Origin of the sequence: Streptomyces sp. MspMP-M5 (assembly GCF_000373585.1) — a bacterium.
In the GTDB taxonomy this organism is placed as follows: domain Bacteria; phylum Actinomycetota; class Actinomycetes; order Streptomycetales; family Streptomycetaceae; genus Streptomyces.
Window position 1 is genome coordinate 1 of the sequence record NZ_KB891932.1, and the last position, 26,945, is coordinate 26,945.

The following is a 26,945-nucleotide window of genomic DNA, read 5'->3' on the forward strand; positions in this document are numbered from 1 at the left end:
GGAAGCTCCGCAAGGGGATGTTCGTCGTCGCCCGCATCGTGCCCGTCCATCCCGCCACCGACGACTGGCTGGTCAGCGGCAACCTCACCACCTACCCATCCGTTGACGGCCCAGAGCTGGCTCGGGCTGCCGTCCAAACTCTCACCCCCAATCCGCAGCTGCTGCTCCGTAATCCCGAAATGCTGCGAAGGGCTTGGGAGATGGAGACCGAGGCTCGCGCCGACTTCATCGAACTGTTCGGCACCGACCTGCTCGTCCTGGAACCACGCCAGGCACAAGAGCGACTGCGGGAGTACTACCGTCACCGCCAGGAGAAGGTCCGTACCGAACTCGACCGCGAGACATCCGAGCAGACAAAGGACATCAGCGGGCCCTCGCTCGACGAACTCAGTAGCCTGCCGCAGGACCTCCTCGACGCGGAAAGCATCGCCGTGATCTACGACGACATCGAAGGACTCTGCCACTACGCCGACTTCGGCCGCCTCGACGCGCTGTTCGCTGATCCGACCCTGGCCCGCGACCGCACGCACTTGACACGCCTGCGGGAGTACCTGAACGACAATTCGGTCTCCCCCATGGTCATCCGCCGCCTCGTCCAGCGGCACCCCGGCGGAGCCGATGCCGTCTTCCGCACGCTCCTGCGCAAACCCGCCTTCACCTGGGAACGGGACGGCGAAGCACTGCTGCGCCGCCGCAAGAAGAGCCACTACGCGCGTGAGCCCCTGCCCAGCATCACCCCGGTCGGTACCCGCCTCGCCGAACTCCTCCGCAAGGGAAGGCTGAGTACGTCATGAGGAAGCTCACCACGGCCGAACTCGATGCCATGGTCGCCGAGGCGACCGTGGATGCCTATGACGAGTACGAACAGCTCGACGCCTTCCACGCGGTCATCGACGACCGCCTATCCCTGCCCTTCGACACCACCGTCCTGGGTGTCACGGTCACCGTCACCGCCGTCCGACTGCGGCCCGGCAGCGGCATCGTCGCTCTCTGCAAACGCGGCAGGCACCGCCAGGCGATCGGCATCCTCGACCTGCCGCTACCCGAACCAGCTCCTCAAGGATGGGCGTGGGTGGAGGCCTACCGACACTGGACGCCCTGAGCCCCGCACACGAAGCCAACCCCCTCTTCCGGCTACTGCCAGGCACGGACCAGGTCCTCAGGCCCCCAGTGCGCCGCAAGAGGCAGGCCGCCGGCCACACCGCACCGCGAGACGGCCACGAGCGCGGTGCCCTCTTCGGCACCGGGCACCGCAAGCATGTCCCGGGCCAGGGCATCGTATTCACGCCGGCCGAACGGCTGGGACTCCAGCCACTTGACCGAACCGATGAAGTGCACCACACCCGCCACGGGGATTGGGGTCTCCCCTGCTCGAACGGAGTTGAGAGCTTGGGGAAGGTCGGCACCGATCAGGTCGATCTCGGGGTTGTTCTGCCGGTTCCACCAGCCGCCGACCGCCTCCGTTTGCGGCCACCGCTCATCGGGCAGCAGGCGCAGCAACGACTCGCGGATGACCGGCTCGACGGCGCGCCCGCGCCAGGTGGTCCAGGACCGCTCGATGCGCTCCAGGGCCAGATCACCGCGGCCACGCTCGATGAGCGGGATCCCCCGGTGCAGGAAGGCCAGCCAGAACCGAAGATAGGGGTCGGCGATGCGGTAGCGCTTGTTCTTGGTGTCGGCCTTGATGGACAGCGGCAGGTCGGCGGTCAGGATCCGCTTGGCCTGCAACGTGTTCAGCAGCGGGGACAGTGTGCCCGAGGGCAGCGCGCCCGAGCCCCCGGCCTGTGCGGCGATGGCGGAGAAGGTCCGCTCGCCGCTGCCGACCGACTCCAGCACCGCACGCGAGTGCGACGCCTCGGGGAACTCCCCCAGCAGTGACAGCTCGCCGGCCACCAGCAGCGGCGACAGGGGGTTGGCCACGGCCTCGCGCAGGAAGTCCGTACGGCTCATGCCCGGCCGCCATGACTGGACGATCTCCGGGAAACCCCCGGTGATCAGCAGCGCATCCACCGCGTCCGCCGCAGCCAGCCCGGTCATCGCCTGCACATCGGCGACATGCAACGGCTGCACGGTCATCTTCGCGGCCCGGCCGAAGAACGGGCGACCGTAGGACTGCAGCGCCTCCATCACCGACATGTCACTCCCGACCAAGATCAGCAGGACCGGCTTGGCGGACAGGTGGCGATCCCAGACCGTCTGCAAAGCCCCCTCGAACTCCGCGTCCTGCTCGACCAGCCACGGCACTTCGTCGATCACCGCGATACTCGGGGCATCGTCCGGAATCGCGAGGGCCAGGGATCGTAGCGCCTGGTTCCAGTCCGCGGACTGCAGCCCGGCCACCAGCTCTCCCCCAGCCAGAGTGGACTGCGCGAGCGTCGCGGTGAAGTCTGCCCGCTCGGCCACGGCGTTTCGTCCCCGGGTCGCCTGGAAGACCACGTACGGAAGCCCGGACCGGTCACAGAACTCCTGGACCAGGCGAGACTTCCCCACCCGGCGCCGCCCCGTCATGATCACAGCCCGCCCACGGGTGGCTCCCGCGCCATCGACCACCAGGCCCAGCTGCCTGGCCAGCAGGCCAAGATCGGCAGCCCTTCCCTTGAACTCCATCGCGACGCACTCCCAGCAATACATCAAACGCAGTTTCGATATTACGTAGATTGAATCTTACTTAGACGCTGGCTCGCTTTTCCTCTGGTGGCATGGACAATCGGAAAGATCGAGAGACGCGCCGCTCCTCACCTCTGACGAGTCTTTGCCAGATGCATCGACACGTTGACGATCAGCGAATCTCCGCAGGCCACAGCGGGTGCGTCACGACCAGCCCTGATCTGTGGCTCCTGCCGGGGGCGCAACCGCGTATTGCGCGAAGTCCTGAGGGAGCGGCCGCCGCGGCTTCCTCTTCTTCCTGCGGTGGCGGCGGCCGGGCCTTCGGTCGGCAGGAGTGCCATCAGCCGGCAGCGCCGGTCGGCGGCGAAGTGGATCTTGCTGGTCAGCCCGCCGCGCGACCGGCCGAGCAAGGCGGCCTTCAGCCGGGCCCGCCGCCGGCGTCGGATGCGTCGCCGCTCGGCCCGGCCCGGGGCACTTTCACTGTCCTGCCCGTCGTGTTCCCGCGACGAACCCCCTTTTGCGGGGCTGCCTCCTCACGCGCGGCCACGGTCTCCTGGCTGACGCGTATGCCGGCCGCGTCGTGATGGGCCCGTACCGTGATGGAGTCCATGCTGACCAGGAGCATGTCGATGTCGTCCTGCGGGCGGCCTCGGCGATCGCCCATTCCAGCGGAGTGGGTACCGCCCCCGAGCCGTCACCACCGCGGCACGCTCAGTGGCCGAGCAGCTCACTCAGGGCGCTCTCCGTCGCCTCGTCCGACGGTAGAAAGGCGTTGGTCCGGATCCCGGGTACGACGCCATCATGGAGGACCACCGGCACCAACGTCAGCTCGCCCGCCTCCGGATGGATCGCGTGCACGGTGTCCTGGCACGTGTACTGGACGGTGCGCTCCGACCAGAGGCGGGCGAACAGCGCGCTGCTGCGGGACAGTTCGTCACACATCTCCACCGTGGCCGGGTCGTCGAAGTGCGTACGGGAGCGGCCGCGGAAGGTCCTGACGACCTCGCGCGCGTAGCCCTCGTGATCGACGACGTGTGCCGCGAAGTCCGGGCAGGTGAAGGTCAGCCAGAGCAGGTTGCGGCGCCCCGGCGGCCACGTTCCGAAGTCGCCGAAGACCGCGGCGGCGAGAGAGTTCCAGGCGATGACATCGGTCCGGGCGTTGGTGCTGTAGGCGGGCACGGTCAGCGACCGTACGAGCTGCCGGAGCAGCGGGCGCCGACCGGTCTCCTCGGTGTCGGCGGGTGACGGAGCCGCGTAGTCGGCCAACGTGAACAGATAGGCCTGCTCGGAATGGGACAGCTGCAGGGCGCCGGCGATCCCGGCCAGGACGGCGGGCGAGGGGCGGATGTCGCGAGCCTGTTCCAGGTACGTGTACCAGGCGGCGCTCACGCCGGCGAGTTGGGCCACCTCTTCCCTGCGCAGCCCTGGTGTTCGGCGGCGGCCGTGTTCGGCGAGGCCGACATCAGCTGGCTGCAAGTTCGCGCGACGCACCCGCAGGAACTCCGCGAGCTCACGTCGCTGCTGCTCAACGGCCATGTCTGCGCCTTCCCTTGAGTCGGTCCGGCCTCACTGTACTGGGCGGACTGGTACTTGGCCTGGTACCGTGAATCCTAGGACTCTCGCTGACTGGTACTGGGAGCTGTCGGCTCCGCAGACTTGGTGAATGTCCCTCAACGCCTCCTCGACTGGGAAGCCCCAGCATCCCGTCGCTCCGCCGCCCGATCGTGCCGGCTCCGCTGCATGGTTGGGTCTGGCCGCGGTCAGCGCCGGCTTCTTCTTAGTGGTCCTCGATGCGACCATCGTCAGTCTCGCCTTGCCTACGCTCGGGCGCGATCTCCATGCCGCGCTGTCCGGTCTGCAGTGGATCGTGTCCAGTTACACCGTCGCCCTCGCGGCCCTCCTCCTCGTCGCCGGCGCGGCCACAGACCGGTTCGGCGCCCGTCGGCTGTTCCTGATCGGCCTGGTCGTGTTCGCCCTGGCAAGCCTGGGCTGCGCCGTGGCACAGGACCTGTCGCAGATCATTTCGTCCCGGGTCGCGCAGGCCATTGGCGCGGCGGGGATGCTGCCGGCGTCGCTGGCCCTGGTGGGCGAGCTCTTTCCCGACGCCGCCCAACGCGGGCGGGCCCTGGGGATCTGGGGTGGCATCAGTGGTGCGGCGCTGGGTGTCGGCCCCTTGCTGGGCGGGATGTTCGTCCAGACTGTCGGCTGGCGCTACGTGTTCGCCATCAACGTTCCGGTCTGTGCGGTAGCGGCTCTGGTGACCTGGTGGAAGGTACCGCCCGGCAAGGTCGTGTTCCGCCGCTTGGACGTGCCGGGAGCGCTCGCCACCGCTGTCTTCTGCGGGGCTCTGACCTACGCGGTCATCGACGGCCACCGCGGCCTGACGTCCGTGCCCGTCCTCACTGCCGTCCTGCTGGCCGTGGCGGGATTGGTCGCGGTGGTGGCCGTGGAGCGGATGGCGGCCGCCCCGATGCTCACCGGGGAGCTGCTCCGCCGCCCGGCGGTGACCTTCGGCAGCCTGGCCGGGATGTCGTACAACTTCGGCCTCTACGGCCTGATCTTCGTGCTGTCGCTGTACCTCCAGGGCACCGAGCACCTCGACCCGATCGCGATCGGGCTGTCCCTGCTGTTGCTCGCGGCGGCGGGCATGGCGGTGTCGCTGTACAACGGGGCGATTCTGCGTCGGCTGGGCCCGCGCCTGTGCACCACGACCGGCATGGTCTGTGCCGGCCTCGGTGTGCTGTGCATGCTGGCCCATCCCGGCCACCCCGGTCTCGCCTGGATCTTCCTGCCCGGGCTCGTCGTGGGCGTCGGTGGTGGGTTGTTCACCGCTCCACTGACCAGTGCTGTACTCGGTACCGCCCCACCCGGTCAACGAGGACTGGCCTCCGCCCTCCTCAACGCCAGTCGGCAGTTCGGCGGCGCGCTGGGGGCCGCTGTTCTGGGCACCGTCCTCGGCGCTTCACCGCGTGCCACGGACTTCCATCACGCGCTGTTCGTGACCGGTGGGGCCTATTTCCTGGGAGCGCTGATGTGCGTCACGCTCCCACGCCGACAGCCGACATAGCCGTCATGGCACACAACGGCGGCGGAGCGGGCATCGTAGTGGCCGCTCCGCCGCCCTGGTTTCCGCCGCGCCGGTCAGCGGTCCTGGGCCCACCGCTCGATGAGCTCCTCGGCTTGTGCCGGGTTCAGCCGCGGATCACACAGCGTGGTGTAGGTCCCGGCGACCTGGTCCGCACCGGTGACCGGGCCGCCCACACATTCGGTGACCTCGGCCGCGGCAACCTCCAGATGCAGTCCGGCAGGGTGTTCGCCCTGCCGGCTCAGAAGCCGGCGGCAGGCGTCGGCCTCGTCGCCGATCCGCGACAGGTGACGGGTCTTCAGGCCGTCGGCGGTGCGGACGGTGTTGCCGTGCATCGGGTCGCAGAGCCAGATCACCGGGTGCCCCGCGTTGCGGACGGCACGTACCAACTCCGGGAGAACCTCCGCAACCTCCGCGTGGCCCATCCGGACGATCAGAGTGAGGCGTCCGGGAGCACGGTCCGGGTCGAGGATCCGACACAGCTGCACCAGAGTGCGCGGATCAGTGGTCGGACCGACCTTGCAGGCGACCGGGTTGTGCACTGATGCCAGCATTTGTACATGCGCGAAGCCAGGCTGGCGGGTGCGGTCGCCGATCCACGGGAGATGGGTGGAGGTCAGGTAGGCCGCACCTGTGACTCCCTCGCGGCGGACCAGCGAGGACTCGTAGTCGAGTACCAGGGCTTCATGGCTGGCCCACGGTCCGAATCCATCTGCCGCCGGTCCCGGCTCGCCACTTGCCCTCTCGCGCGCCGAGCGCGCCACGTCCAGGACGCGGCTGCTGGCCTGGTATGCCCAGAGCAGCCGCAGCGGGTCGGGCTGACGGGCTGCGGTGACCGGCATCTCCGAATTCACCATGTGACCGCGGAATACCGGGATTTCGGCGCCGGCGTGCTGCTCCGTCGGGTTCGAACGCGGCTTGGCGAACTGCCCGCCGAAGCGGCCGATACTGACGACGTGCTGGCCGCTCACCCGGCGTAGCCTGTTCGTCAGGCGTTCCAGCGTCTCGACCTTCTCCACGCTGGCTGGCAGCGAGCACTCATAGAAGCTCTCCGCGCAGTCTCCGGCCTGGAGAAGCAGGGCATCGCCGACGGCGACGCGAGCGAGGGCGCGCCGTAGAGCGTCGGCCTCTTCTGCCCGGACCAAGGGTGGCGACTCGGCTAACCAACGGCGTACTTGGGGTAGTTCGGGGTGCTCCTCCCACGCCGGCTGTTGCTCGGCCCGGAGCCCGCGCCACGGATGGTCCAGGTGGGGGAAGGGGAGGCTTGGTGTCTCCAGGAGGTTCGTCAGAGGCATCAACGGCATCCTTTGGTTGAGGCAGCGGACGGGCTCGCGCCTCCCCGGGATATCCTCGGGGAGGCGATCACGGCTGGTGGCCCAGGGCCTGGAGCTGCATATCGGTCAGGGCCGCGATAAGTGCTCGATAGGTGCGTTCGGCGATGTTCGGGTCCATCCCGTGGGAGTCGGCCAGCGAGCGCACTCTCGCGACGACCCGCTCAACCCGCTGGGGCGATCTGACCTCTTCCTCACTTCGCCGCTGGGCTCCCTTGAGCGCCCCGATGCGTCTGACCACGGCGGTCCGGGCAGCCAGCAGCTCCACGATCTGCTCGTCGAGTACGTCGACCCGGGCACGCAGAGCATCCCAGTCGGCTTGGCCGGCAGCCCCGTTGGGGTGCGGATTCTCGTCGTTGCTCACATCGACTCCTTGACACTGTTCGGTTCTCGCCCCATGGGCACGGCGACAGGCAGGGAGCGCGCCTGTGGACGCACATGGGTGGTGATGAAGTCCGCAATCATCGCCGACCCTTGGTGGGTGGTGATGCTCTCCGGGTGGAACTGGAGAGACTCGACGGCGTGCCAACGGTGGCGCAGGCCCATGATGTGCCCGTCGTCCTGGGACCGGGCGGTGACGATGAGCTCCGAAGGCAGCCCCGAATCGGCGACCACAAGCGAGTGGTAGCGGGTGACCTGGGTGTCCGGGCGGCATCTTGTGAAGCACCCGGCGCCGTCGTGCGTGATCTGACTCGACTTGCCGTGCCGGGGCGCGTCGGCGCGGACCACGGTGGCGCCGTAGGCGAGCCCTATCGCCTGGTGCCCCAGACAGACACCCAAGATGGGCAGCTGACCCGCGAAGTGATGGATCAACGGAACGTACCCGGCGTCCTTCGGGTGCCCGGGCCCAGGGCCGAGGAGCAGGAAGTCCGGCCTCTCCCGTTGGACGGCGTCGACCGACGCGACGTCGTTGCGCAGGACCGTTGTGGCCGCGCCGAGATCCCGCAGGTACTGGTCGAGGATGTAGACGAAACTGTCGTAGGCATCAATGAGCAGTGCTCGCATCGTTCACCTCCCGGCCGGTGAGCGTCCAGTGCATGGCTCCGAGTTTGTGCAACGTCTCCGCCCACTCCCGAGCGGGATCGGAGTCGGCCACCACTCCGGCAGACGCGCGCATCACATAGGTCCCGGCCCGGTGGACCGCGCCCCGAATGCACAGAGCGATGTTCAGGTCGCCACTGAAGTCGATCAGCCCCAGCGCACCGGCGTAGATGCCGCGGCGGGTCTTCTCCAGCCGCTCGATGATCTCCATCGCCCGGATTTTCGGCGCGCCCGTCATGGTTCCGGCCGGGAAACACGCTGTGATGATGTCGAACTCGTCGTGCTCCGGATCGAGTTGGCCACTCACCGTGGACACCAGATGGTGGACGTGGGAGTACGGCTCGACCTCCAGCAGGTCGGCCGCGTCCAGCGTTCCGGAGCGGCAGATCCGGCCGATGTCGTTTCGGCACAGATCGACGAGCATCACATGCTCGGCCTGCTCTTTCTCGTCCTCGCGGAGCTGCCGGCGGGCGGCCAGGTCCTCGTCGAGTGCCGGCGACCGGGAGATGGTTCCCGCGATCGGCTTCATCGTCACGATGTCGCCCTCGCGGCGGACGAACAACTCCGGGCTCGCGCCGAGCGCGGTCCACTCGCCGAACGGGGCCAGGTAGCCGTAGGGCGAGGGGTTGCGGGAGCGCAGCCTGCGGTACGCGGCGATCGGCTCCAGTTCGGTGCGCACCCGGATGTCATGGCCGAGCTGTACCTGATAGATATCACCGGCCGCGATGTGCTCCAACGCGGTCTTCGCCCAGAGAAGGTACTCGTCCTGGTCAACCGAGTCCGTCACACAGGACGGCTCGGTCGCCTCGGGGACGTCTGTGGTGTGCCCCGTCTCCGGCGTCTCGGCGGCATCCGTGAGGAGGCGGCGAAGTGCGTCGATATCAGGGGTGTGCCAACGCCCGGACTCGTTGACCACCAGCGTGGTCGTGCGCTGGGCCAGGTCGTACTCCACACACCCCTGATAGATGGTCAGGTCCAGATCGGGCAGGTCACTGTCGGGCTCGGTGGCCCTGGGCAGCCGCTCGACTGCCCAGGCCATGTCGTAGCCGAGGTAGCCGAAGAAGCCGAACCGGAAGTGCGGTGCGCCGGTATCGCGCTCCACCTGGAACTGGTCTCGGATGGCGCGCAGGAGAGACCAGACGCCGGAGGGCTGGGCCAGGACATCGACGACGTCGGCTGTGGAGCGGTCTTCCCAGAGCCGGAGGCCGGCCGTGGCGTCACGCAGCCATCGAACGAGGTCCTCCCTGCCGTGCCAGGTGACGTGACGGTCGCGCACGCGGATGCCGACCAGCGGCCCAAAGCCGACCGTGGCGCGGCGCGCTACCGCCTCCGGACCGGACAACGACTCCAGCAGGAACACTGATCGGTCACCCAGGCGCTCGCGCATTGCCAGGTAGGCGCCGAAAGGGTGGCCGTAAGGAAGGGCCCACGTCCGGCTCTTGACGCGGACGGGGGTGCTGACCTGACGTCGGTTCACGGAGCCACCGCCCATGCCCGACCGACCGCTGGGAGACCTGCTCGCGGCTGCCTTTCATTGGTGTCGTCGCAGGGCAGGGGCAGTTGGCCGCTGGACCGTTCGCTGCTGCGGAGCAGCAGCACCATGTCGGCAAGACGCTGCACCATGCGGTCCAGGGCGTCCATGCCCTCCGTGTCGTCGGCGACTCCGCCGCGGCCGGCGCGGAGCAGCGCGGGGAATCCGCTACCGACCACGATCATGCGGTTCAACAGCATGTTGAGCACCAGCTGTTGGTGCACCTGGGTGTCGCTGTAACGGCGGCTGACGACCAGTGCCCCACCCACCTTGTTCGCCAGGGGGCGCTGGAAACGCAGATAGCCGACCCCGGCCCGCTCGATGAAGGTCTGCATCAGATGAGCCAAGCCGAATCCGTGCACGGGGGCCGCATAGATGATGGCGTCGGCGTCCACCATTCGCCGAATGATGGACGGCATGTCGTCGTCGGCTTCGCAAGGCTGCTCTCGGAAATTGCAGTCGCCACACCGGCCGCAGGGTGAAATATTCTGCTCACGCAGATGGATAGCAGAGAACTGGAAATCGCGACGCTGAAGCATGCCCGCCACATACGTCAGCGCCTGTTCCGTGTTGCCGCCTGCTCGCTCGGATCCTGAAATAGCCAGCACATGTGGCGCTTCGGGAGACATCGATTCACCTCGATCGCTATGCGGAAAGTCCAGGAGCGCGGTTCGATAAATCGAAGATAATCCCCCTGAAGCAGGCCGGACAATGACCACTCGGCCGGCAAGCCATACGACCACTTTCCGGCACGCTGTTCGTCTGCACAGGTCAGCCCCCGGCAACGACTAAACCCCTATGCGACGTATGCCACGAGCAATCCAGGTCAGCAATCACCATCAACTCCGACATACACCCCAGGGTGACCCAACACCCCCTTTCTCGCCAATTCTTACCAGGGGGAAAGCGGTTGCCTCGTGATCTCGCTCCGTTACTATCGGGAGGCTGCGCCCATGAAGCTAATGAGGAGGTTGGGCCCCTCTGTACGACGCCTGACCTCCACACCTGTGAGTGCCACCTATGCAGACCGATAAAAAATTAACGGTCAGGCGCTTCACAGGAAGCAGACCGCGGACGATGAGACTATCCGGACGGGCGGCGGGAAACTCAGACCGCCAAAGCCCGCTAGATACCACTGAGTCACCGGAGGTACGCATGACGAGATCGCCTGAACTTCTCATCCGGATCGATCGAGACGCCGACACACCGCTGACCCAGCAACTGTTCGAATCACTGAGGTCCGCCATCGAAGCCGGGCGACTCATACCCGGCGATCCGCTGCCAGCATCCCGCCGATTAGCCAAACTCCTCAGCGTTTCCCGCACCGTGGTCCTCAACGCGTACGAAGCGCTCCGCCAGGACGGCTACTTAGACGCCCAGCACGGCTCGGGCACGTTCGTCAGCCGCCGGGCATCACCCGGAGCCGACCGCCCAGCGCGGCACATCGCGCGAGAGCCGACCTGCCCGAGGCGCTCCATTCCCCAAGTGGTGCAGGCCATGCGGAGCGAACACGACTACCCCGGCTGGTCGCACCACGCCGGGCCATCCAGCGCCATCGACTTCGCGCCCGCTATGCCGGCCATCGACGAGTTCCCCCTGCGCCAGTGGCGCTCCATCGTCAACACGATGTACACACGGTCCAACGAACTGGCACTGGGATACGGGACCGTCACCGGCACGCCCAACCTACGGGCGGAGGTGGCCAGGCGCCTCCGGCTGACCCGCGCCGTGCCCGCCAGCTCGGACCAGGTCATCATCACGACCGGCGTCTGCGGCACGCTGGCCGTGCTCGCTCGGCAGCTGTTGGGCCCGGGCGACATAGTCGCCGTGGAGGATCCCTGCCACCCGGCCATGCCGGAGATATTCCGCAGCCTGGGCGCCAGAGTGTTGCCCATCCAGGTCGATGGGGACGGAATTCGGACCGACCTCCTCGAAGGCTGCGCGGAGGAAAGCCGCATCCGCGCGGTGTACGTCACTCCGGCGCATCATTTCCCCACCGGGGCCCGGATGAGCCAGGCCCGACGGCATCAGCTGCTGGCCTGGGCACGCGCCCACGGCAAGGTCATCATCGAGTACGACTACGACAACGAGTTCCTCCCCAGCCCGCGGGTTCCCGCGCTGGCGTCACTCGCCCCCGATTGCGTCATACATGTCTCCTGCTTCGGCAAGACGATGTTCCCCTCCCTGCGGATGGGACACGTCGTGATGCCCCCACACCTGACCGGCGACTTCCTGCGGGCCAAGCGGGTCATGGACGCGATGGCCCCGAGTGTCGAGCAGAACGCCCTTGCAGAGTTCATCAGTTGTGGGGCGTACGCCCGCCATCTCAAGGCCATGCGCGCCTTGTACCTCCGTCGACGCACCGCCTTGCGCAGCGCGTTGGCACGGCATGGTGGGGAGCTCTTCCAGCCGGCTGCGGAGCCAGCCGGCATCCAGCTGTGGGTACGGGTCAATACCGATCTCCCCGAATCGGAACTGCTCCGCGCCGCTCGCGACAACGGCGTACGGGTGTACTCGGGAACCGACTGCCACGTCGGGCCGCCATCGCGCGCTCCCCATCTACTGATGGGGTACGGCTCGGTGCCGGAGGAACGCATCGACGAGGGTGCCTTCCGACTTGCTCGCCTGCTGACGGGTGGCTCCTGCGGCGCCCGCGTCATGGCTGGCCATCGGTGAGTCCATGAGCCGTACCAGCCCTCCTCAGTCGAACGTGATCCCCACCTTCACCACCCCGTCGTCACGATCGCGCGCGATGGCCAATGCCTCTGCGATCTCCTCGAACTCAAACAGATGTGTCACGTGCTCCCGGGCCGTGATGTGCCCGTCCTGGATGAGCCGTAGCGCCTCCGCAAACGGTCCCAGACTGGGCTCCCGGCGAGCCTCGTCCACTCCGATCGCCGTGACCCGACCTTGATGGAACGGACCGCGGAGGACGGCTGCTGCGTCGTCCTTCGAGGCTCCGTAGAGGCCGACCTGTCCGTCCCGCGAGGCCGCCGCCAGCGCTATGCGACGTCCCCAGCCGGTACCGGAGGCGTCAACAGCGAGGTCCGTGTTCTCGCCATCCGTGAGGGCACGGACTGCCTCGCCCCTTGCGTCCGCGGTCACCAGTGCCGTCGCGTCCGCCCCGAAGTTGGTGGCCAGCGCAAGCCGATCGGGCTCCCGGTCGACCGCCACGACCCGGGTGAAACCCAGATACTTGAGCATCCGGACGAAAAGGAGCCCGGCCGAGCAGGTACCCACCACCACGGCGGTTCGGCCGCCCTCTTCCCACGGCCAAAAGCGTCGGAGCGCGTGGACGACAGACCCGAGCTGCTGCGCCATGAGCACGTGTACCGGCACCTGCTCCGGATCCACCGGCAGCGCGCAGCGCCCGGGGAGGACCTGGTAGTCCGCGAACATCCGGTCGTAGGTGCCATCGGAGACAGTGAGCACGAGCTGCCCGGCCTCGAAGGCAGGCGACCGGCTGACCATGATTTCCGCCACGCCCTCGTGGCCGGGATAGCCGGCGAGACACGGGTAGGGGTGGGCACCGAAGCCGAGGCTGGGCCAGCGCCATTCGAAGATGCGGCAGACATCGCCGTGGCAGATCGAGGCCGCCAGATTGCGGGTCAGAATCTCCCCGTCAGCTGGTTCGGGTACCGCTACCTCCTGTACCGCGACGCTGCCCGGCGCCACCAGGACGGCTGCTCTTCCGGTGATCTTCCGCACCACTTCCACCCATTCCTTTGCTGCAGGGTCTTTTCACCGGGAACATTCTTCGACGACTTGCTCGGAGCAACCAGAGAGCGTTCATCCTGGGGCTCTGAGCACCACCTACCAGAGCCGCACCCGCCTCCGTAGTATTTTCTATTACGCGCTGCAGAATTAAGCGCACGACGGGTCCGGCAAGGAGAGCTAGTGCATCCTTCTGGCCATGTAAAGAACCACTTGACCTTGATTGCGTGATGCCACTTCATCCCGTCGCGTTCGACTGTTTCAGAAATAACGGTAACGGGGTTGACACGCGGTGAACGTGCCCGGCTAGTCTCTTCCTGCCCAAGCGGCATCCCATCCGCGCCAGGAAGGCCCAGGGAGGAGATCCATCATGGCATTCGTGACGATTGTTCAGTCACCCCGTGATCCGGATACCAACAGGAAACTCGTTGCCGCGATCACCGACAGTTTCGTCGACATCTGTGGCGTTAGTGCGGACCGAGTCTCGATTCATCTGGTGGACACGGACGCTATGCACTACGCCCAGGCCGGTGAACTCATCGCTGACCGAGCGAAAACTGCCACCGACTCTCACAAGTGACCAGCACCTCAATGACACAACTTACATCCGGAGGGATCACCATGGTGGAGACCTTTACCGACATCAAGGCGATGCGGCAGGTCAACGCTCGATTCGGCCTCAAGAACACGCCAGTTATACGCGTCGGCGACCTCTACTTCTGCAGCGGCTTGACCGCCCTCGACCTGGAAACCGGAGAGGCGATCGAAGGGGGCACCGTACAGAACCACGCGCGGGTGACACTGGGGAACTTGAGCATAATCCTGGGCGAAGTCGGCCTCGACCTCGACCATGTCGTCAAGCTCAATGCCTATCTCGCCGACCCGGTCAACGACTTCGCAGCCTGGAACGAGGTCTACCTGGAGACCTTCCAGGCGCCCTATCCGGCCCGTACCACCGTGGGTGCTGGGATGCACGTCGGAATCCTGGAAATCGACGTCATTGCCGCACACCAGCCGCGCCGGTAACCTTCCGCCCCTATTGGCCTCCCGGCCATCGGAGAATTCAGCATGTATGCCATACACCTCACGTACCACGTTCCTCTCGACGAGATCGACGCACTGCGCGCCGAACACCTGAAACACGTCGACCGCAATATCGAAGAAGGCGTCTACCTTTTCGGTGGCCCATTTGTCCCCAGGACAGGTGGTTTCATCGTGGCGGGAGACGTCGAACGGAGCCGCATAGTCGACGCGCTGGACGTAGATCCGTTCGTCCGGAGTGGGGCAGCGACCTACGAGATCCACGAGTTCAAGATCAGCCGGGCGAATGAGGAAATCCAGCCGGCGTTAGGTGTGTCGCTTTCCTGACGAGAGGACGTACTTGACGATGAGCCCCCGTGTCCCCGCCCCCCGCGCCGCGCTGCACGACATCCCTGTCTATGTGCCAAGGCCGCCACGGCAGGCCGCCGTGGGCCCCCACTACCGGCTCTTCATGAATGAGAACCCCTATCCGCCGCTTCCTTCGGTCCGTCAGCGGATCGCCGAGGCCGCGGAGCGGACCCAGCTCTATCCCGGTGTCTTTCCCGAACGACTGGTTGACGCCCTGGCCCGGGAGCTCGAAGTGCCGCATGCCCATGTGGTCACCGGCCCCGGCTCAGTCGGCATTTACCAGCAGATCGGGCAGGCCATGCTTTCCCCCGGCGACGAGGTGATCTACGCAAGGCCGTCTTTCGAGGCATTTCCCATCACCGTGCGAACGGCGGGGGCTGTACCAATCGAGGTCCCATTGGTTGCGGGGACCCACGACCTGGAGACTATGGCCGCCGCCGTCACTCCACGGACGAAGGCCATCTTCGTCTGCGAGCCGAACAACCCGACCGGGACCGCGGTGGGAGTGGGCCGGCTGAAGTGGTTCCTGGACCGAGTGCCCGAGGACGTCCTCGTGGTACTGGACGAGGCTTATCACGAGTTCTTCCGCTCCCCGGACGCTCCGGATGGTGTGGCCCTGTACCGCGACCATCCCAATGTCCTGGTCCTGCGAACGTTCTCGAAGGCATACGGACTCGCAGGGCTCCGCGTGGGGTATGGAGTCACGCACCCCCCGATAGCCGACGCCCTGCGCAAGTGCGCGATTCCGTGCGGGATCGGCAATATCGCGGAGGAAGCGGCCCTGGCATCGCTGGCAGCGAAGAACGAGTTGCTCCAGCGGGTGAAGCACATTGCTGAGGAACGCGATCGCCTCCGCGACGCGCTTCTCGCCCACGGCTTCGACGTGCCCGTGAGCCACGCTAATTTCCTGTGGCTACCACTGCGCGACGAGGCGGACGCGTTTGCCGCGCGGTGGGAAGAGCGTGGCCTGCTGACCCGCTGCTTTCCTGGGCAAGGCGTGCGGATCACGGTCGGCGACCGCGCAGTGAACGACTTGCTCATCACGACTGCAGCCCAGGGCTGAGCTGCCAGGAGCGGCCGCCGCTGACCCCAGCGATGGCCGCTCTGCCACACGCTCAGTGGCCGAGCAGCTTCCCGCTCTTGATGCCGAAACGGACGACGACCACCCGACCACCGGGAATACCGGCGCCGGCCCCGTATGGATCCTTGCGATGCCGATACGAACGTGACGCCGAGCAGGACGCGCGGCCGGCAGGACACGGCTTCCAGTGCCCCGGGAAAGACGCGGGCACTGGCAAATCGCCTCCTATGCCGTGCCGGTCGGCCTCGTCTGTCCCCAGTACCCGTCCCGGCGGAGCTTCGCGTGCGCCGGGAGCAGGCTCAGTGGTGCGGCCGCGATGAGCACCTCGGTTTTCGTAGTGTGGCTGGTTGGGGACGCAATCGGGCATTGCGCGAAATCCCGACGTCGATGGGGACCTGTTTGGGGTCCCTCCGGTCCAGCGACCTGCAGCGACAAGTCTCCGACGCACACCACCTGCTGGACCTGGCCGGGGCGAATGGCGAGACCCCAGCAGCCCCGTCGAGGACTGCCTTGCCACACCCGCGCTGGTCCTGGCGATCGTCAAACGCAGCGACGACGTCAAGGGGTTCGTGGTGTTGTCCCAAGGTGGATCGTCGAGAGGTCACCCGCCTGGATCGTGCACGCCCGCCTGCATGCTCGTGAAAGCGGCTCGCCCACCACTCGGAGTGCGTCATCACCTGGGCCGCGACAACCCTGGTGCCTCGCCGCCTCACCCCAAGGCCGACACGGCCAAGCCCCATCCGCCCCGGTCTCAATGGAGGCCGCCTGACCTGGGCCTTGATCACGGTGACGACCATAGGGACCAGCGCGGCTTCGCCTTCCGCCTCGTGCACCGGACCGTCCTGCGGATCGGCCACGACCTGCTCGGCCACGACACATCCTGGGACACCGGGGCAGCGACCCTGCCGGCCCTGTTCTTCGCGGCGGCCACCGTGCTCATTGCCGGAGCGATCCACCGCTGGTGGTAAATGCCCGCGATGCGCCTGCTGACCACGCGGCGACCCCACCCGCAGCCCGTTCCGGTGCCGGTCCGGACCGAGTCCGAACAGCCGGTGGTGCCACAGACCGCGAAGGCAGAAAGTTAGGTTAGCCTTACTTTGGGGTGTTGATACGTTCTTTTCGGAGGTGAGCCATGCGTGCTGTGCCACGGTCGGCGCTGGTCGAAGGCACCATTGAACGACTGAAGTCCCAGATCGTCAGCGGAAAGTGGCCGATCGGCAGCAAGATCCCCATCGAGGACACGCTCGTCGAGGAACTTCAGGTCAGTCGCAGCACGCTACGGCAGGCCGTTCAGGCCCTGGTCCACGTGGGCCTGCTCGAAACCGCCCAGGGCCGGGGGACGTTCGTCCGCGGCACCCACGAGGTCGACGCCGTACTGACCCGCTACCTGGCCGACGCCGAGCTGCTGTCCGTACTGGAGACCCGCCGCGGCCTGGAGGTGGAGGCGGCCGGACTCGCCGCCGAACGCCGCACCGACGCCGACCTGACCCGGCTGTCGGCCGTCTACGAGCGCCAGACGGCCGCCCACCGGGACGGCAGGAGCCATACCTTCAACCAGACGGCAGTGGAGTTCCACCTGGCCGTCGTCGAGGCCGCGGGCAACCCCGTCCTGGCCCGGCTCTACGGAAGCATGCTCGGCTCCGTCCGCGAGTCCGTCCGGCTCGGCGGCGTGCGCCGCCCCGACGAGCACTACGAGGACGACGGGCACGCCCGCATCCTGGAGGCGATCGGCGACGGCGACTCGCAGGGCGCCCGGAACGCGGCCGCGGAGCACGTCACCACCTTCCTCACGGCGCTCACCCCGGGCGACAGGGAGGCGCTGTGACGGACCTGCATTTATCGCCCTCCTCCCACTCCCACGACGGAGCGGAGCCGCTCTTCACCCGAGGTGCCGTAGCGGCGTCTTGTCTTGGCATGGTGGTCATCGGCGCGCTGCTGGCCCTCTACGGGCCGGTGGTCCCCGCGTTACGCGACAGCTTCGGCCTGTCGGAGCCGACGGCCGGGCTGGCCCTCGCCGCCCAGTCGCTCGGCGCGGTGGTGGGTGTCGTCGGCTTCCACTCCGTCCATCACCGGATCGGCAACCGGGCGCTGCTCGCCTCGTCCTACCTGACGATGCTCGCCGGCACCCTCGTCTTCGGCCTCGTCGGGGTGTGGCCGCTGATGCTGGCGGGGGCGGCCGTCACGGGACTCGGCCTCGGCGGCGTCGACTTCGCCATCAGCCGCCTGTTCCTGATCGGGCTCGGGTCACGTGGACCGGCCCTGGTGAACGTGGCCCACGGCTGCTTCGGCCTCGGCACCGTCCTGGCGCCCGCCGTGATCGCCGCGGCCGGCCCCGCCCACTACGGCCCGGTGTTCGTCGCCCTCGGCCTGCTGAGCCTGATCCCCCTGGCCTGCATGCGCGGCATCCGCGCCCGGCCGACCCCCGCCGAGCTGTCCCCGGCCGCCCCCGCAGGCGACCGGCGCACCGGCGAACGCAGGCTGCCCGTGGTACTCGCCGGATTCGTGGCCGTCTACCTGCTGCACTTCGCGGTACAGAGCGGCATCGGCAACTGGGAGCCCACCCATCTGCACGCCCTCGGCCACAGCGTGACCAGCGCGACTGCGGCGACGTCGGCCTACTGGCTGGCCATGACCGTCGGCCGCTTCCTGGTCGCACCGCTCGCCCGCCGCTGGTCGCCCGCCACGATCGTCACCGCCTCCTGCGCCCTGATGACCGTCAGCGTCCTGCTCGTCATGGTGCCGGGCATGACCCCATGGGCATACGCCGCCGCCGGGCTGTGCATCGGCCCCATTTTCCCCAACGGCCTGAACTGGCTGAACCGTTCCGCACCGGCATCGGGCAGCGCCATGGCCTACGTCATCGCCGCGGCCATGCTCGGCTCCGTCGCCTTCCCACCCGCACTGGGCGCGGCCATCGAGGAATACGGCGTCGGGTCCTTGCCCGTGATGCTTTCCGGCCTCTGCCTGACCACCGTGGTCATCAGCGCGGCCCTCGCCGGACGGCTCCGCGGCACCCGGCAGCAGACGGCCGCGCACCCGGCCACGCCGTCCCCACAGGCAACTCGCACAACAACGACCGTAGGCACAACAGCAACACAAGAGAAAGGCGCGTCATGACCCAGCAGTGGGTGGCGGGCTTCCGCACCGCAGTCATCAGCCCGTACGAGAAGATCCAGCTCAACGAACCGCACGGCTTCAACGGCCAGACGGTGCGTCAGGTCCTGCGTATGGCGGGCGGCGGCGAGCAGCTCCGGGTGCGTCTTTCCAACCACTATGGCCGCTCTCCCCTGACCGTTGCCGAGGCCCGGGTTGCCGAGGGCAAGACCGCCGACGAGATCGTCACCGAGACCGACATCGCGCTGCGCTTCGACGGCTCGGGGCACGTGACGATACCGGCGGGCGGCGAAGTGGTCAGCGACGCCGTCCACCTGCCCGTCCAGGCGGGCACCGACCTCGTCCTCAGCCTCTACCTGCCGCAGGAGACCGGCCCGGCCACCTTCTCCCACATGCCCGTCGAAACCTCCTACATCGCCGACGGGAACCAGACCGGGGCGGCGAGTCTCCCCGGCGCCGAGCAGGTCCAGTACAGGTTCTACGTCACCGGGATCGACGTACTCGCCCCTGAAGGCACCACAGTCGCCGTCGCGTTCGGAGACTCCTGGTTCGAGGGCGTCGGCACCACCCTCGGCACCAACCGGCGCTCCGTCGACGCCCTCAACCGTCGACTGGAGCGCGGCTGGACCGTCAACCAGGGCATCGCCGGAAACCGCCTGCTGACCGATGAGATCGGCGAGCACGCCCTGGCTCGCTTCGAGCGGGACGTCCTGTCCGTGCCCGGCGCCGCCCACGTTCTCCTCAACTTCGGCATCAACGACCTGGGACTGCCCGGAATGGTCGGCCTGCCTCCCGCCACGGCCGACGACCTGATCTCCGGCTTCACCGAGCTGGCCCGCCGCGCGCACGCCGCCGGCCTGACGATCCACACTGCGACCATCGGCCCGTTCGCCGGCGCGATCTACCCCGGCCACACGCCCCCTGAAGGACTTGCTGCACGACGCGAGGTGAACGACTGGATCCGCACCAGCGACACCTTCGACTCGGTCTTCGACGTTGCGCAGGCCGTGGCGGACCCCGCCAGGCCGGACCACATCCACCCCGAGTTCGACTGCGGCGACGGCATGCACCTCAACGACGCCGGCGCCCACGCCATGGCCACCACCGTCGACCTGGACGCACTCGGGCTCTGAACTTGCCGGTGCCTCGTCGGGTGACTTGCCAGGTCTCCTGCCGGCACAGCACGAGCATCAGGCCCGCTGGCCGCCGACAGCCCGGAAGAGCGCACGACAGCCAGCCACCACCTGCCCGGATGCCGAAGCGGCGGCCGGAATACCCCCGCCCCGAGGCGATATCGCCCGGACACGTCATCCATATGCGGACGGAGCCGGACTGGCCGCCCACGAGCTGGATGACGCCTCGTGCCGGATGGTGCTGAACTGAGAGGACAGCACCATCCGGCCACAAGCCGACACCTCCCGCCCAGAACAAGCACCCATTGAGTCGCTCAGGAGAGGTCGTACGTGCCCTCGACGACCACCATGGATCCAGAAAACCGCACGTCACGCCCATTCCCATGTGTATCGCGCCTCGCCGCAGGTTCGAGCCTTACGTGGGAGCACCGCGGACGGGAAACGCGCTTCCTTATAGCGTCTCTGGGCATGTTGAGAACCGCGTCAGGTTCATCGGTCGCTCTCCGGGACGAGTGAACCGTCGGATGTGTCGGGCAGGGACTGGCTGCGCAGGGTTCGACCGGTGGCTGCGGGGGATTCATTGAGGTCCACGTGGATCTTGTGGGCGAGGTTCTCGATCACCCCTACGCCGGCGGGCATGCTGGCATGGTCTGAGGTCAGGACCACGAGCCCGTAGTCATGGCCGCGTTCGGTGAACGCGCCAACGCTGTGTACCCGCCAGCCGCCGCCGGTGCGCTGAAGCCAGCCGTTCTTTACGTGGACCCTTGCCCCGCTCGGTGCGCCGGCAGGTACGCCCCAGCGCTGAGTGGGGATCACCTGGTTCAACAGGTCCAGTGCATACGCCCGGGAGCTGTTGTCGAGGACGGAGTTGGTGGCGGTGAACAGTGCTATCAGTGTGAGCTGGTCGGAGGCGTTGATCTGGGTCAGTCCCCAGTAGCCGTCCGGGTCGGGAACGGTGTGCTTCATTCCTGCGAGGCGGAGGAACTCCTTGATGCGGGGGAGACCGAGCCGTTTCCACAAGGTAGTGGTGGCGTCGTTGTCCGACGCAGTGATCATTTTTGTGGCGAGGGTGCGCTCGGCCCTAGTCAGCTCGCGGTGTTCGTCTTGGACCTGGCGCAGTAGCGCGCCCAGCACGATGACTTTGACGAGGCTGGCCGAGTCGTGTTGTCGGTCGGCGTCGTACGTGCAACTGGTCTTGGAGGTGCGGTCGTACAGGGCGATCGAGGTGTGGCCCTGTGTGTTCGGGGAGTTCACCACGGTCCTGATGTCCTTGGTGAGCTGCTCGGCGAGACCGGACTTGGTGGAGGTGCATACGACCTGAGGGGCCGTCCGGCCGTTTGCCGAGACTTGGGCTGCGGTCGCCGGGACGGCAGCCACGAGGATCGAAGAGAACGCCGCGGTCAGCGCTGTCACGGCCGATGCGCGCCGCAAGCCGCCGGCACGGGTACATATTCGGTGGGTCAAGAGTGACGTTCCTTTCGGTTCATGGTCGCGAGGGACCCTGTCACGGCGGCAGTTGGCAGGGCCCCTCGTAGCGGCAATTCATGCTCAGCGAGTATGCCTTCGCCCTGTTTGGCGCAGGAAAGGGCTTGGTCTCCGCGTGCGGATGTCCCGGGATCCAGTGCCCGGGACATGCGCTGCTTTGCGAGCCCTTGCTACTGTCCGGGGCTCTGGGTAACTGGGGTCAGCAACTGGCAACCGGGGTCTGGAACGTGCTCTGGCCGTTTACCTTCAACATTCCAACGGTGGGAGCGCACCGGAAGCTGGAATCGTAGGAGGTCCACGTGCTGGTCTTGGTGGTTCCCGCGGACTGAGTGAAGGTGCTGCCCCAGTGGTTGGTGCCGCGGTTGCTGTAGCCCAGCTGGCCGGTGATCTTGCCGCCGCTGACCTTCTTGTAGCTCGTTTCGATCCTCACGTTGGCGCCGAGTATCTTGCTGTGGAAGACGGCGCCGCTGCTCAGAGAGGTGCATGCGTTGCCGCCTCCGGGCCTGCCGTCGCCGGGGCAGCCCGCGGCGTACAGGGTCGGCGAGCCGGTCGACGGTGTGGTGGCCGCGTGAGCGGCCGTGGTGGTACCCATAGCGGTCACGGCAAGCGCGACAACGACTGCGGAGCGAGCGGCCTTGGTTGCCGAATTACGCATATTGAAACTCCTGTTGCCCAAGCGTTCCTTTTCAGGACGCGAGGATTCGTTGTGTATCGGTGAGTCTTCGCTACATCTCTGTCGCGAAGGTCTCTATGAGTTGGCCTAGTTGACGGTCGTTTCCACTCCGCCGTCCTCTTCTGAGTCCGGGGGGTCGATCTTTTGCTTTCTGCTCGCCCGGGGATCGACCTTTCCGGAGTTGGCGTCGACGTAGACCGGTTCCAGAATGACGCTCTTGTCGTCGGCCTCGAAGGCGGTCATCCACTGCGCTCGCCACTCACCGCCGCGCTGGACGGCGAGCAATTCGCTCTCAGTGGCGCGTACGTTGTGAGCTCCCTTGGGAAGTTCCATCGAGTCGAGGGCGGCGCGCTGGGCGGACTCCTTGTCGACCTTCACAGGGGGCAGGTCCCCTGGGGTCGTCCGCGCTGCGGACCAGGAGCTGGGAGACTCGTCCAGCGGTGTTGGTCTGGACGTCCAGGCGCATCGGCATCAGTACACCGTTGCTCTTACGGCGTCGCCAGCTGACGATCCATCCGAGTTCCGCCCGTTCACCGATGGGGTAGACCTGCGGCTCGGCATCCCGAAGCTCGTTCGGATAGTGCTCTTCGGCATAGCGGCGGGCAATGGGCAGGGCGTCCTTCCCGCCCGCCGGGGCGTGGGCTACACCAGGAACGGCGAAGCTGGCGGAGGTCGTCTGACTGGAACTCTCCAAGCTGACGTTGAGCTGGGACGCGTCGGGCCACGTCAGCTCGGCGGAACCGTTGTCCAGGGCGATGAGCAGGTTGTCCGGAGCGTCGTCGACTCCCGGCCGGAGTTGGACCTTGCTGATGGCGTAGCGGTCGCCGAACGCCTGTTGGATGGCCTTCTGGGCTACCTGCCGTTCCTTGTTCCCAGTGAGTTGGAGACTGGTGGCGTCGACTGCCGTCGGAGTGATCCACAGAGCCCAGGCGACGCCGGCGACCCCGAGGAGCACCGCGGACGTGAGTGCGGTGGCGCGAGCATGACGCTCCAGGGGCATCACCGGGCGGCGCCTGAGCCGTAGCAGGGCCCAGGCGAGCAGAGCGCCGGCGATGCCGCCCAGCGAGTTCATTTCCAGGTCGCTGCTGTCGCACCCACGGTGGACCCACGGGAGCAGGGTCTGCAACAGCTCAGTGGCCAACGACAGCAGGATGCTTCCGGCCAGGACCGGGAGGAGCGACCTCAGCGCCATCAGCCCGAAGAACCCGATGGGCAGGAAGAGGAGCAGGTTCAGCAGCCCTTGCTCAGTGGCGAACGGCTCGGCGAAATTGCGGTTGATCACGCAGGTGTGCGTGCCGTCCGCTGTCGCGGCCCCGCTGGGCAGGAAGAGGGTGAGGGCCAGTTCGGCCGTGACCGAGGCGCCGAGCGCCGCGTGGGCCCAAGGTCGTCTGCCGGCACGGTGAGTGGGCCAGAAACAGGCCGCGGCCACCACGAGGACGGCCAAGGGCGCTGCGATGAGGAAGCCCACTTGGTCTTTGAAGATGGCGGAGAACACGGAACGGTGTCCTAATCCAGGGGAGCAGGGAAAAGGTCCGTTCCCGGCGTCCGGAGACCGGCCGGGAGCGGATCGAGAGGCGGTCGGCTATCAGCTGGTGCAGCTGGCCAGCGGTGTCTGGAAGGTCTGCTGACCCTTGACTTCCAGCAGTCCGACGGTGCTGGAGCAGTAGGTGACACCGCTCCAGCTGTAGCTCTTGGTCGTACCGCTGCCCTGGCTGAACCAGCCACTCCACTTCGTGGTACCGGCCCGGTTGAAGCCAAGGCGCGCCGAAATGCTTGAGCCGCCGGTCTTCTTGTACGAGGTCGACGCCTTGTCGTTGGTGAACTTCTGGTGGAAGAGGGCGCCGCTGCTCAGCGACGAACAGCTGTGGTTACGAGCGATCCGCCCGTCTCCCGGACATCCAGCGGCATAGGCAACCGCCTTGCCCGTACTAGAGGGGCTTTCCGCGTGGGCCAGGTGCGTCGTCCCCATCGCCACCAGCATCACTCCCGTCATGACGGTCGCACGTACCAGCTTCTTCACGTTCATCGCAGATCTTCAGACGCCACAGTCGCGCTGTGGATGGGCAGTTCAGCGGAGGAAGCACGCGTTACAGCGCAGCGAAAGGCATACGCGTAGGCGTGGCCCGTCCCCCTGCGGGCGCCACCGAAGCGGGATCGAGTGCCCGTTCGATGCGGCACGCATGAAATTACGAGGGGGTTTGCGTGATGTACAGCCAAGTTGCCGCGTTTAGGTAAACTTGAAGTCGTTTGGGACAGATCCGTGACGACAAGGCTCGGGCACCTACTGGCAAGACTGGGGATGCCGGAACGACCGCACCCACCACCCCCCGGACGCTCTCGGGTGGCCGGATTCTTTCGGTCAATGGATCGCAAAGAACACTTGGCTACTTCTTGACCTACACTCTGCACACTTCGCTCGGCGAGTACACCCGTGCGCCTCAAACCGGAAGTCGGCCGAGTCGCCCAGTGCCGTACCGAGTACGCGTCCCAGGCATAGCGATCCCTTTCATGGAACGCGTCGTGTGGATCTCGGGCGAACCGCACTCCGAACCACTCGCTCGGCCTCCCTTCGACTGAGGCCGCGCTACTCGTGCTCCACCGTTGCGACTCCCGCTGATCTCTCGTTGCGAAGATTGAGCGTTGTCGTCGAAGATTGGTGACCGCTAGGTTTACTCACCGAAGGTTGAGTGATCATCTAGGGCTGGCTGCCTGGGGAGACGGCGGGGGAACCGGTACGCGCGTACGGGCGATCCCGTGCTCAGCGCCATTGAACTGGACTTCTTTGACAGCGGGCAGCGTCTCCGCTCGGCATTTAGGCGCCGGGTGGGGTGTTCGATTCGAGGACGTGCCTCCGATACGAGGGTCCGCCCGAACAAGGGCGACCGCAGCTATCGGGGCTGGTACTGAAGATCGCCGTGGGTCGCCGCTCGCACGAGCTGATGCGCCCTCAGCTTACGGCGTGATGGGAGACTCTCATGGGCTCGTTCGATGTGCCGTTGGATGACGAACGCACCCAGCTCGATGCGTTCGTCAACGAGTATCGGAGCGCCCTCGAGATAACCCTCGACGGCCTCACCGAGGAGCAGACCCGACGCCGACTCGTCTCGTCGGCGACAACGTTGCTCGGGCTTCTCAAGCACGTCACGTGGATGCAGCGGGTGTGGTTCGAGGAGTGCGTCGGCGGCACATCCCGTCAGGAGCTCGGTCTGGTCCAGACCCCCGACGAGTCCTTCCAGCTCGCCGACGACGACACCATCGCCTCCGTCACCGCGGCCCACCGGGAGACCTGCGCGACGGCCCGGGCGGTGGTAGCCGACCTTCCACTGGACACCGTCGTGACCGGCCACCGGGCCGGGCCACGCACGCTGCGCTGGGTGTACTTGCAAGTCCTGCGCGAGCTGGCCCACCACTGCGGACACGCCGACATCCTGCGCGAGCAGCTACTTGCCGCCGACGAACGCTGATGCCCAGGCGCGGTCGCTCAACCTTCGATGAGAATCGCTTAACCTTCGTTGCAACAGGTCACCCGCCCAGGACTGCCCCCATTCGACGGCTACGAGAGGTCGTACGTGCCCTCGACGGTGACCATGGGTCCGGAGAACCACACGTCACGCCCATTCCCATCTGCATCGCGCCCTGCCGGGGCGCCCAAAACATGGCTGGTCGCTCGCCTCGCCCTCTCGGTTTCCGGTGAGGGGAGCGATCACTTTTCGCGTGAGGTCGCCCAGCTCTTCTGCCGTGGCGGCGGGCACGGTCACCTGGAGCTGGATCTCGCGACGGGGGCGGGGTTGCGGTTGTTGCCACGTTTCTTGCGGGTGTTGCGGTTCCGGAGCTGGTAGCCGGTGTCTGGGGGATTTTGGTGACGACCGGGCGGCCGCTTGCGTACCACTCGGCCGCCGTCTGCTTGACGTAACGGTGCCGGGCGGGCCCGGCAGGCGGCTGTCGGGGAGGTCGGGTGAACGCGGGGTGGGGCCGTTCGTGTCTTGAAGGGAAGGGGCCGGGCCCCATGGCCTCGGTGGCCGGGCAGGGGGATGGCCGAACGACCAACGCGGCGCACCGGCGGGGATATTCGGGGGGGGACGTCCGGCAGGGGCGTTCCTGGGTCGCCCGGCTCGCGTGGCTGCCCTCCTCGGCCGAAGTCGTAGGCGTCGACGAGTCGGCTTCGTGAGTCCGGCGGAGACAGGAGCGCGACGGCAAGCAAAGCGCGCAGACGCGGAGAACAGGGCAAGAACGGGACAGCGGAGGACAGGCCGAAGAAGTGGGACAGAGTGCTTCCTCCACGGTGATCTCCCTGGTCGAGAGGCTGGTGGCGCGGAGCGGCGATCTCAAGAGCGAGCTGGTGGACTTCGCGCAGAGTCCGCGGTTCGCCAGGCGGCTGGATGCCCGGCTTGACGAGGCCGCCGATCGGCTCGGCTTTCTCGATGAGGCAACGGCCGTCCAGACGATCGATCAGTTCGCCTTACAGCATCGGCTGGCAGACGGCTCCACCGTCGTCGAACGGTTCGTGGCCCGGCGGCGGCCGCTGCCGGAGGACGAACGGGCGATGCTGCTCGGTTGGCATGATGTGGTCGAGGGGATCTTCGAGGTGCGGCGCCTCGACCGCGGTGCCGTCGTCCTGCACAACCTGCTCGACGACCTCGCCTACCGGACCCACTCCAACATGGGGTGCCGTGCGCTCAGGAAGCTCCGCAAGGGGATGTTCGTCGTCGCCCGCATCGTGCCCGTCCATCCCGCCACCGACGACTGGCTGGTCAGCGGCAA

The 26,945-nt window shown here is 67.0% G+C and carries 25 protein-coding genes and 3 pseudogenes; 14 read left to right on the plus strand and 14 right to left on the minus strand.

Annotation, left to right across the window (positions count from 1 at the left end; all coding sequences use genetic code 11):
• A pseudogene (locus B073_RS43085) lies at positions 1 to 794 on the plus strand (hypothetical protein); the annotation flags it as partial.
• Positions 791 to 1,102: a hypothetical protein gene (locus B073_RS0133320; protein ID WP_018542414.1), complete on the plus strand. Its 312-nt coding sequence runs from the start codon at positions 791 to 793 to the stop codon at positions 1,100 to 1,102. The pseudogene B073_RS43085 and the gene B073_RS0133320, both read left to right, overlap by 4 nt.
• 32 nt (positions 1,103 to 1,134) lie before the next feature.
• Here B073_RS0133320 and B073_RS0133325 read toward each other — a convergent pair whose 3' ends face one another.
• From B073_RS0133325 to B073_RS41995, 3 genes and pseudogenes are all read right to left on the minus strand, one after another.
• A complete protein-coding gene (locus tag B073_RS0133325) occupies positions 1,135 to 2,607 on the minus strand; it encodes an ATP-binding protein (protein WP_026247962.1) in 1,473 nt (490 codons plus the stop codon).
• A gap of 317 nt (positions 2,608 to 2,924) precedes the next feature.
• Positions 2,925 to 3,050: pseudogene (locus B073_RS49460) on the minus strand (IS5/IS1182 family transposase); the annotation flags it as partial.
• 268 nt (positions 3,051 to 3,318) lie between these two features.
• Complete coding sequence (locus B073_RS41995; RefSeq protein ID WP_078508288.1) at positions 3,319 to 4,143, minus strand: helix-turn-helix transcriptional regulator; 825 nt, start codon at positions 4,141 to 4,143, stop codon at positions 3,319 to 3,321.
• Between the two features lie 208 nt (positions 4,144 to 4,351).
• Between B073_RS41995 and B073_RS0133340 the strand changes: the two genes are divergently transcribed.
• Positions 4,352 to 5,674, plus strand: a complete 1,323-nt coding sequence (locus B073_RS0133340) for an MFS transporter (RefSeq protein ID WP_018542419.1) — start codon at positions 4,352 to 4,354, stop codon at positions 5,672 to 5,674.
• A gap of 74 nt (positions 5,675 to 5,748) precedes the next feature.
• On the opposite strand, the gene B073_RS42000 is transcribed toward B073_RS0133340, so the two are convergent.
• The 5 genes from B073_RS42000 to B073_RS0133365 all read right to left on the minus strand — a co-directional run bounded on the left by B073_RS42000 (position 5,749) and on the right by B073_RS0133365 (position 10,224).
• Positions 5,749 to 6,987, minus strand: coding sequence for a 3-deoxy-7-phosphoheptulonate synthase (locus tag B073_RS42000; RefSeq protein WP_063740928.1), 1,239 nt, complete (start codon positions 6,985 to 6,987; stop codon positions 5,749 to 5,751).
• Positions 6,988 to 7,054: 67 nt separating this feature from the next.
• Positions 7,055 to 7,387, minus strand: a complete 333-nt coding sequence (locus tag B073_RS0133350) for a chorismate mutase (RefSeq protein ID WP_018542421.1) — start codon at positions 7,385 to 7,387, stop codon at positions 7,055 to 7,057.
• Positions 7,384 to 8,028 (minus strand): anthranilate synthase component II, encoded by a 645-nt coding sequence (locus tag B073_RS0133355; RefSeq protein WP_018542422.1) that lies wholly within the window; start codon positions 8,026 to 8,028, stop codon positions 7,384 to 7,386. The genes B073_RS0133350 and B073_RS0133355 overlap by 4 nt, the downstream gene beginning before the upstream one ends.
• Entirely contained in the window at positions 8,009 to 9,541 is a 1,533-nt protein-coding gene (locus B073_RS0133360; protein ID WP_026247965.1) for an anthranilate synthase component I family protein, read from the minus strand. The genes B073_RS0133355 and B073_RS0133360 overlap by 20 nt, the downstream gene beginning before the upstream one ends.
• Positions 9,538 to 10,224 (minus strand): flavodoxin family protein, encoded by a 687-nt coding sequence (locus tag B073_RS0133365; RefSeq protein WP_026247966.1) that lies wholly within the window; start codon positions 10,222 to 10,224, stop codon positions 9,538 to 9,540. The genes B073_RS0133360 and B073_RS0133365 overlap by 4 nt, the downstream gene beginning before the upstream one ends.
• A gap of 526 nt (positions 10,225 to 10,750) precedes the next feature.
• Between B073_RS0133365 and B073_RS42005 the strand changes: the two genes are divergently transcribed.
• The gene (locus B073_RS42005) at positions 10,751 to 12,271 is read left to right on the plus strand and encodes a PLP-dependent aminotransferase family protein (RefSeq protein WP_018542425.1); all 1,521 of its coding nucleotides are present in this window, start codon (positions 10,751 to 10,753) and stop codon (positions 12,269 to 12,271) included.
• Positions 12,272 to 12,295: 24 nt separating this feature from the next.
• On the opposite strand, the gene B073_RS0133375 is transcribed toward B073_RS42005, so the two are convergent.
• Positions 12,296 to 13,303, minus strand: a complete 1,008-nt coding sequence (locus tag B073_RS0133375; protein ID WP_234025227.1) for a zinc-binding dehydrogenase — start codon at positions 13,301 to 13,303, stop codon at positions 12,296 to 12,298.
• Between the two features lie 376 nt (positions 13,304 to 13,679).
• Between B073_RS0133375 and B073_RS0133380 the strand changes: the two genes are divergently transcribed.
• From B073_RS0133380 to B073_RS0133415, 8 genes are all read left to right on the plus strand, one after another.
• Entirely contained in the window at positions 13,680 to 13,889 is a 210-nt protein-coding gene (locus B073_RS0133380) for a tautomerase family protein (RefSeq protein ID WP_018542427.1), read from the plus strand.
• 41 nt (positions 13,890 to 13,930) lie between these two features.
• A complete protein-coding gene (locus tag B073_RS0133385) occupies positions 13,931 to 14,335 on the plus strand; it encodes a RidA family protein (RefSeq protein ID WP_018542428.1) in 405 nt (134 codons plus the stop codon).
• A gap of 42 nt (positions 14,336 to 14,377) precedes the next feature.
• Positions 14,378 to 14,677: a YciI family protein gene (locus tag B073_RS0133390; protein ID WP_018542429.1), complete on the plus strand. Its 300-nt coding sequence runs from the start codon at positions 14,378 to 14,380 to the stop codon at positions 14,675 to 14,677.
• Positions 14,678 to 14,696: 19 nt separating this feature from the next.
• Positions 14,697 to 15,761 carry a histidinol-phosphate transaminase gene (locus B073_RS0133395; protein ID WP_026247968.1) on the plus strand — a complete coding sequence of 355 codons (1,065 nt, stop codon included), beginning with the start codon at positions 14,697 to 14,699 and terminating at the stop codon, positions 15,759 to 15,761.
• 845 nt (positions 15,762 to 16,606) lie between these two features.
• Complete coding sequence (locus B073_RS46885) at positions 16,607 to 16,747, plus strand: hypothetical protein (RefSeq protein WP_018542431.1); 141 nt, start codon at positions 16,607 to 16,609, stop codon at positions 16,745 to 16,747.
• 164 nt (positions 16,748 to 16,911) lie between these two features.
• Positions 16,912 to 17,604: a FadR/GntR family transcriptional regulator gene (locus B073_RS0133405; RefSeq protein WP_026247969.1), complete on the plus strand. Its 693-nt coding sequence runs from the start codon at positions 16,912 to 16,914 to the stop codon at positions 17,602 to 17,604.
• Between the two features lie 89 nt (positions 17,605 to 17,693).
• A complete protein-coding gene (locus B073_RS42010) occupies positions 17,694 to 18,896 on the plus strand; it encodes an MFS transporter (RefSeq protein ID WP_018542433.1) in 1,203 nt (400 codons plus the stop codon).
• Positions 18,893 to 20,026 carry an SGNH/GDSL hydrolase family protein gene (locus B073_RS0133415; protein WP_018542434.1) on the plus strand — a complete coding sequence of 378 codons (1,134 nt, stop codon included), beginning with the start codon at positions 18,893 to 18,895 and terminating at the stop codon, positions 20,024 to 20,026. Before B073_RS42010 ends, B073_RS0133415 begins: the two co-directional genes overlap by 4 nt.
• A gap of 489 nt (positions 20,027 to 20,515) precedes the next feature.
• Here the strand turns inward: B073_RS0133415 and B073_RS0133420 are convergent, their stop codons facing one another.
• From B073_RS0133420 to B073_RS43090, 5 genes are all read right to left on the minus strand, one after another.
• Positions 20,516 to 21,439 carry a serine hydrolase gene (locus B073_RS0133420; protein ID WP_018542435.1) on the minus strand — a complete coding sequence of 308 codons (924 nt, stop codon included), beginning with the start codon at positions 21,437 to 21,439 and terminating at the stop codon, positions 20,516 to 20,518.
• Between the two features lie 271 nt (positions 21,440 to 21,710).
• Entirely contained in the window at positions 21,711 to 22,166 is a 456-nt protein-coding gene (locus B073_RS42015; RefSeq protein ID WP_106732032.1) for a hypothetical protein, read from the minus strand.
• A gap of 105 nt (positions 22,167 to 22,271) precedes the next feature.
• Positions 22,272 to 22,517 (minus strand): hypothetical protein, encoded by a 246-nt coding sequence (locus B073_RS44780; RefSeq protein WP_158690286.1) that lies wholly within the window; start codon positions 22,515 to 22,517, stop codon positions 22,272 to 22,274.
• Complete coding sequence (locus tag B073_RS42020) at positions 22,477 to 23,679, minus strand: VanZ family protein (RefSeq protein ID WP_018542438.1); 1,203 nt, start codon at positions 23,677 to 23,679, stop codon at positions 22,477 to 22,479. The genes B073_RS44780 and B073_RS42020 overlap by 41 nt, the downstream gene beginning before the upstream one ends.
• Positions 23,680 to 23,769: 90 nt before the next feature.
• A complete protein-coding gene (locus B073_RS43090) occupies positions 23,770 to 24,210 on the minus strand; it encodes a hypothetical protein (protein WP_018542439.1) in 441 nt (146 codons plus the stop codon).
• A gap of 949 nt (positions 24,211 to 25,159) precedes the next feature.
• Here B073_RS43090 and B073_RS0133445 point away from each other — a divergent pair.
• Positions 25,160 to 25,648: a DinB family protein gene (locus tag B073_RS0133445; RefSeq protein WP_018542440.1), complete on the plus strand. Its 489-nt coding sequence runs from the start codon at positions 25,160 to 25,162 to the stop codon at positions 25,646 to 25,648.
• Between the two features lie 818 nt (positions 25,649 to 26,466).
• Positions 26,467 to 26,945 (plus strand): annotated as a pseudogene (locus B073_RS0133450) (hypothetical protein); the annotation flags it as partial.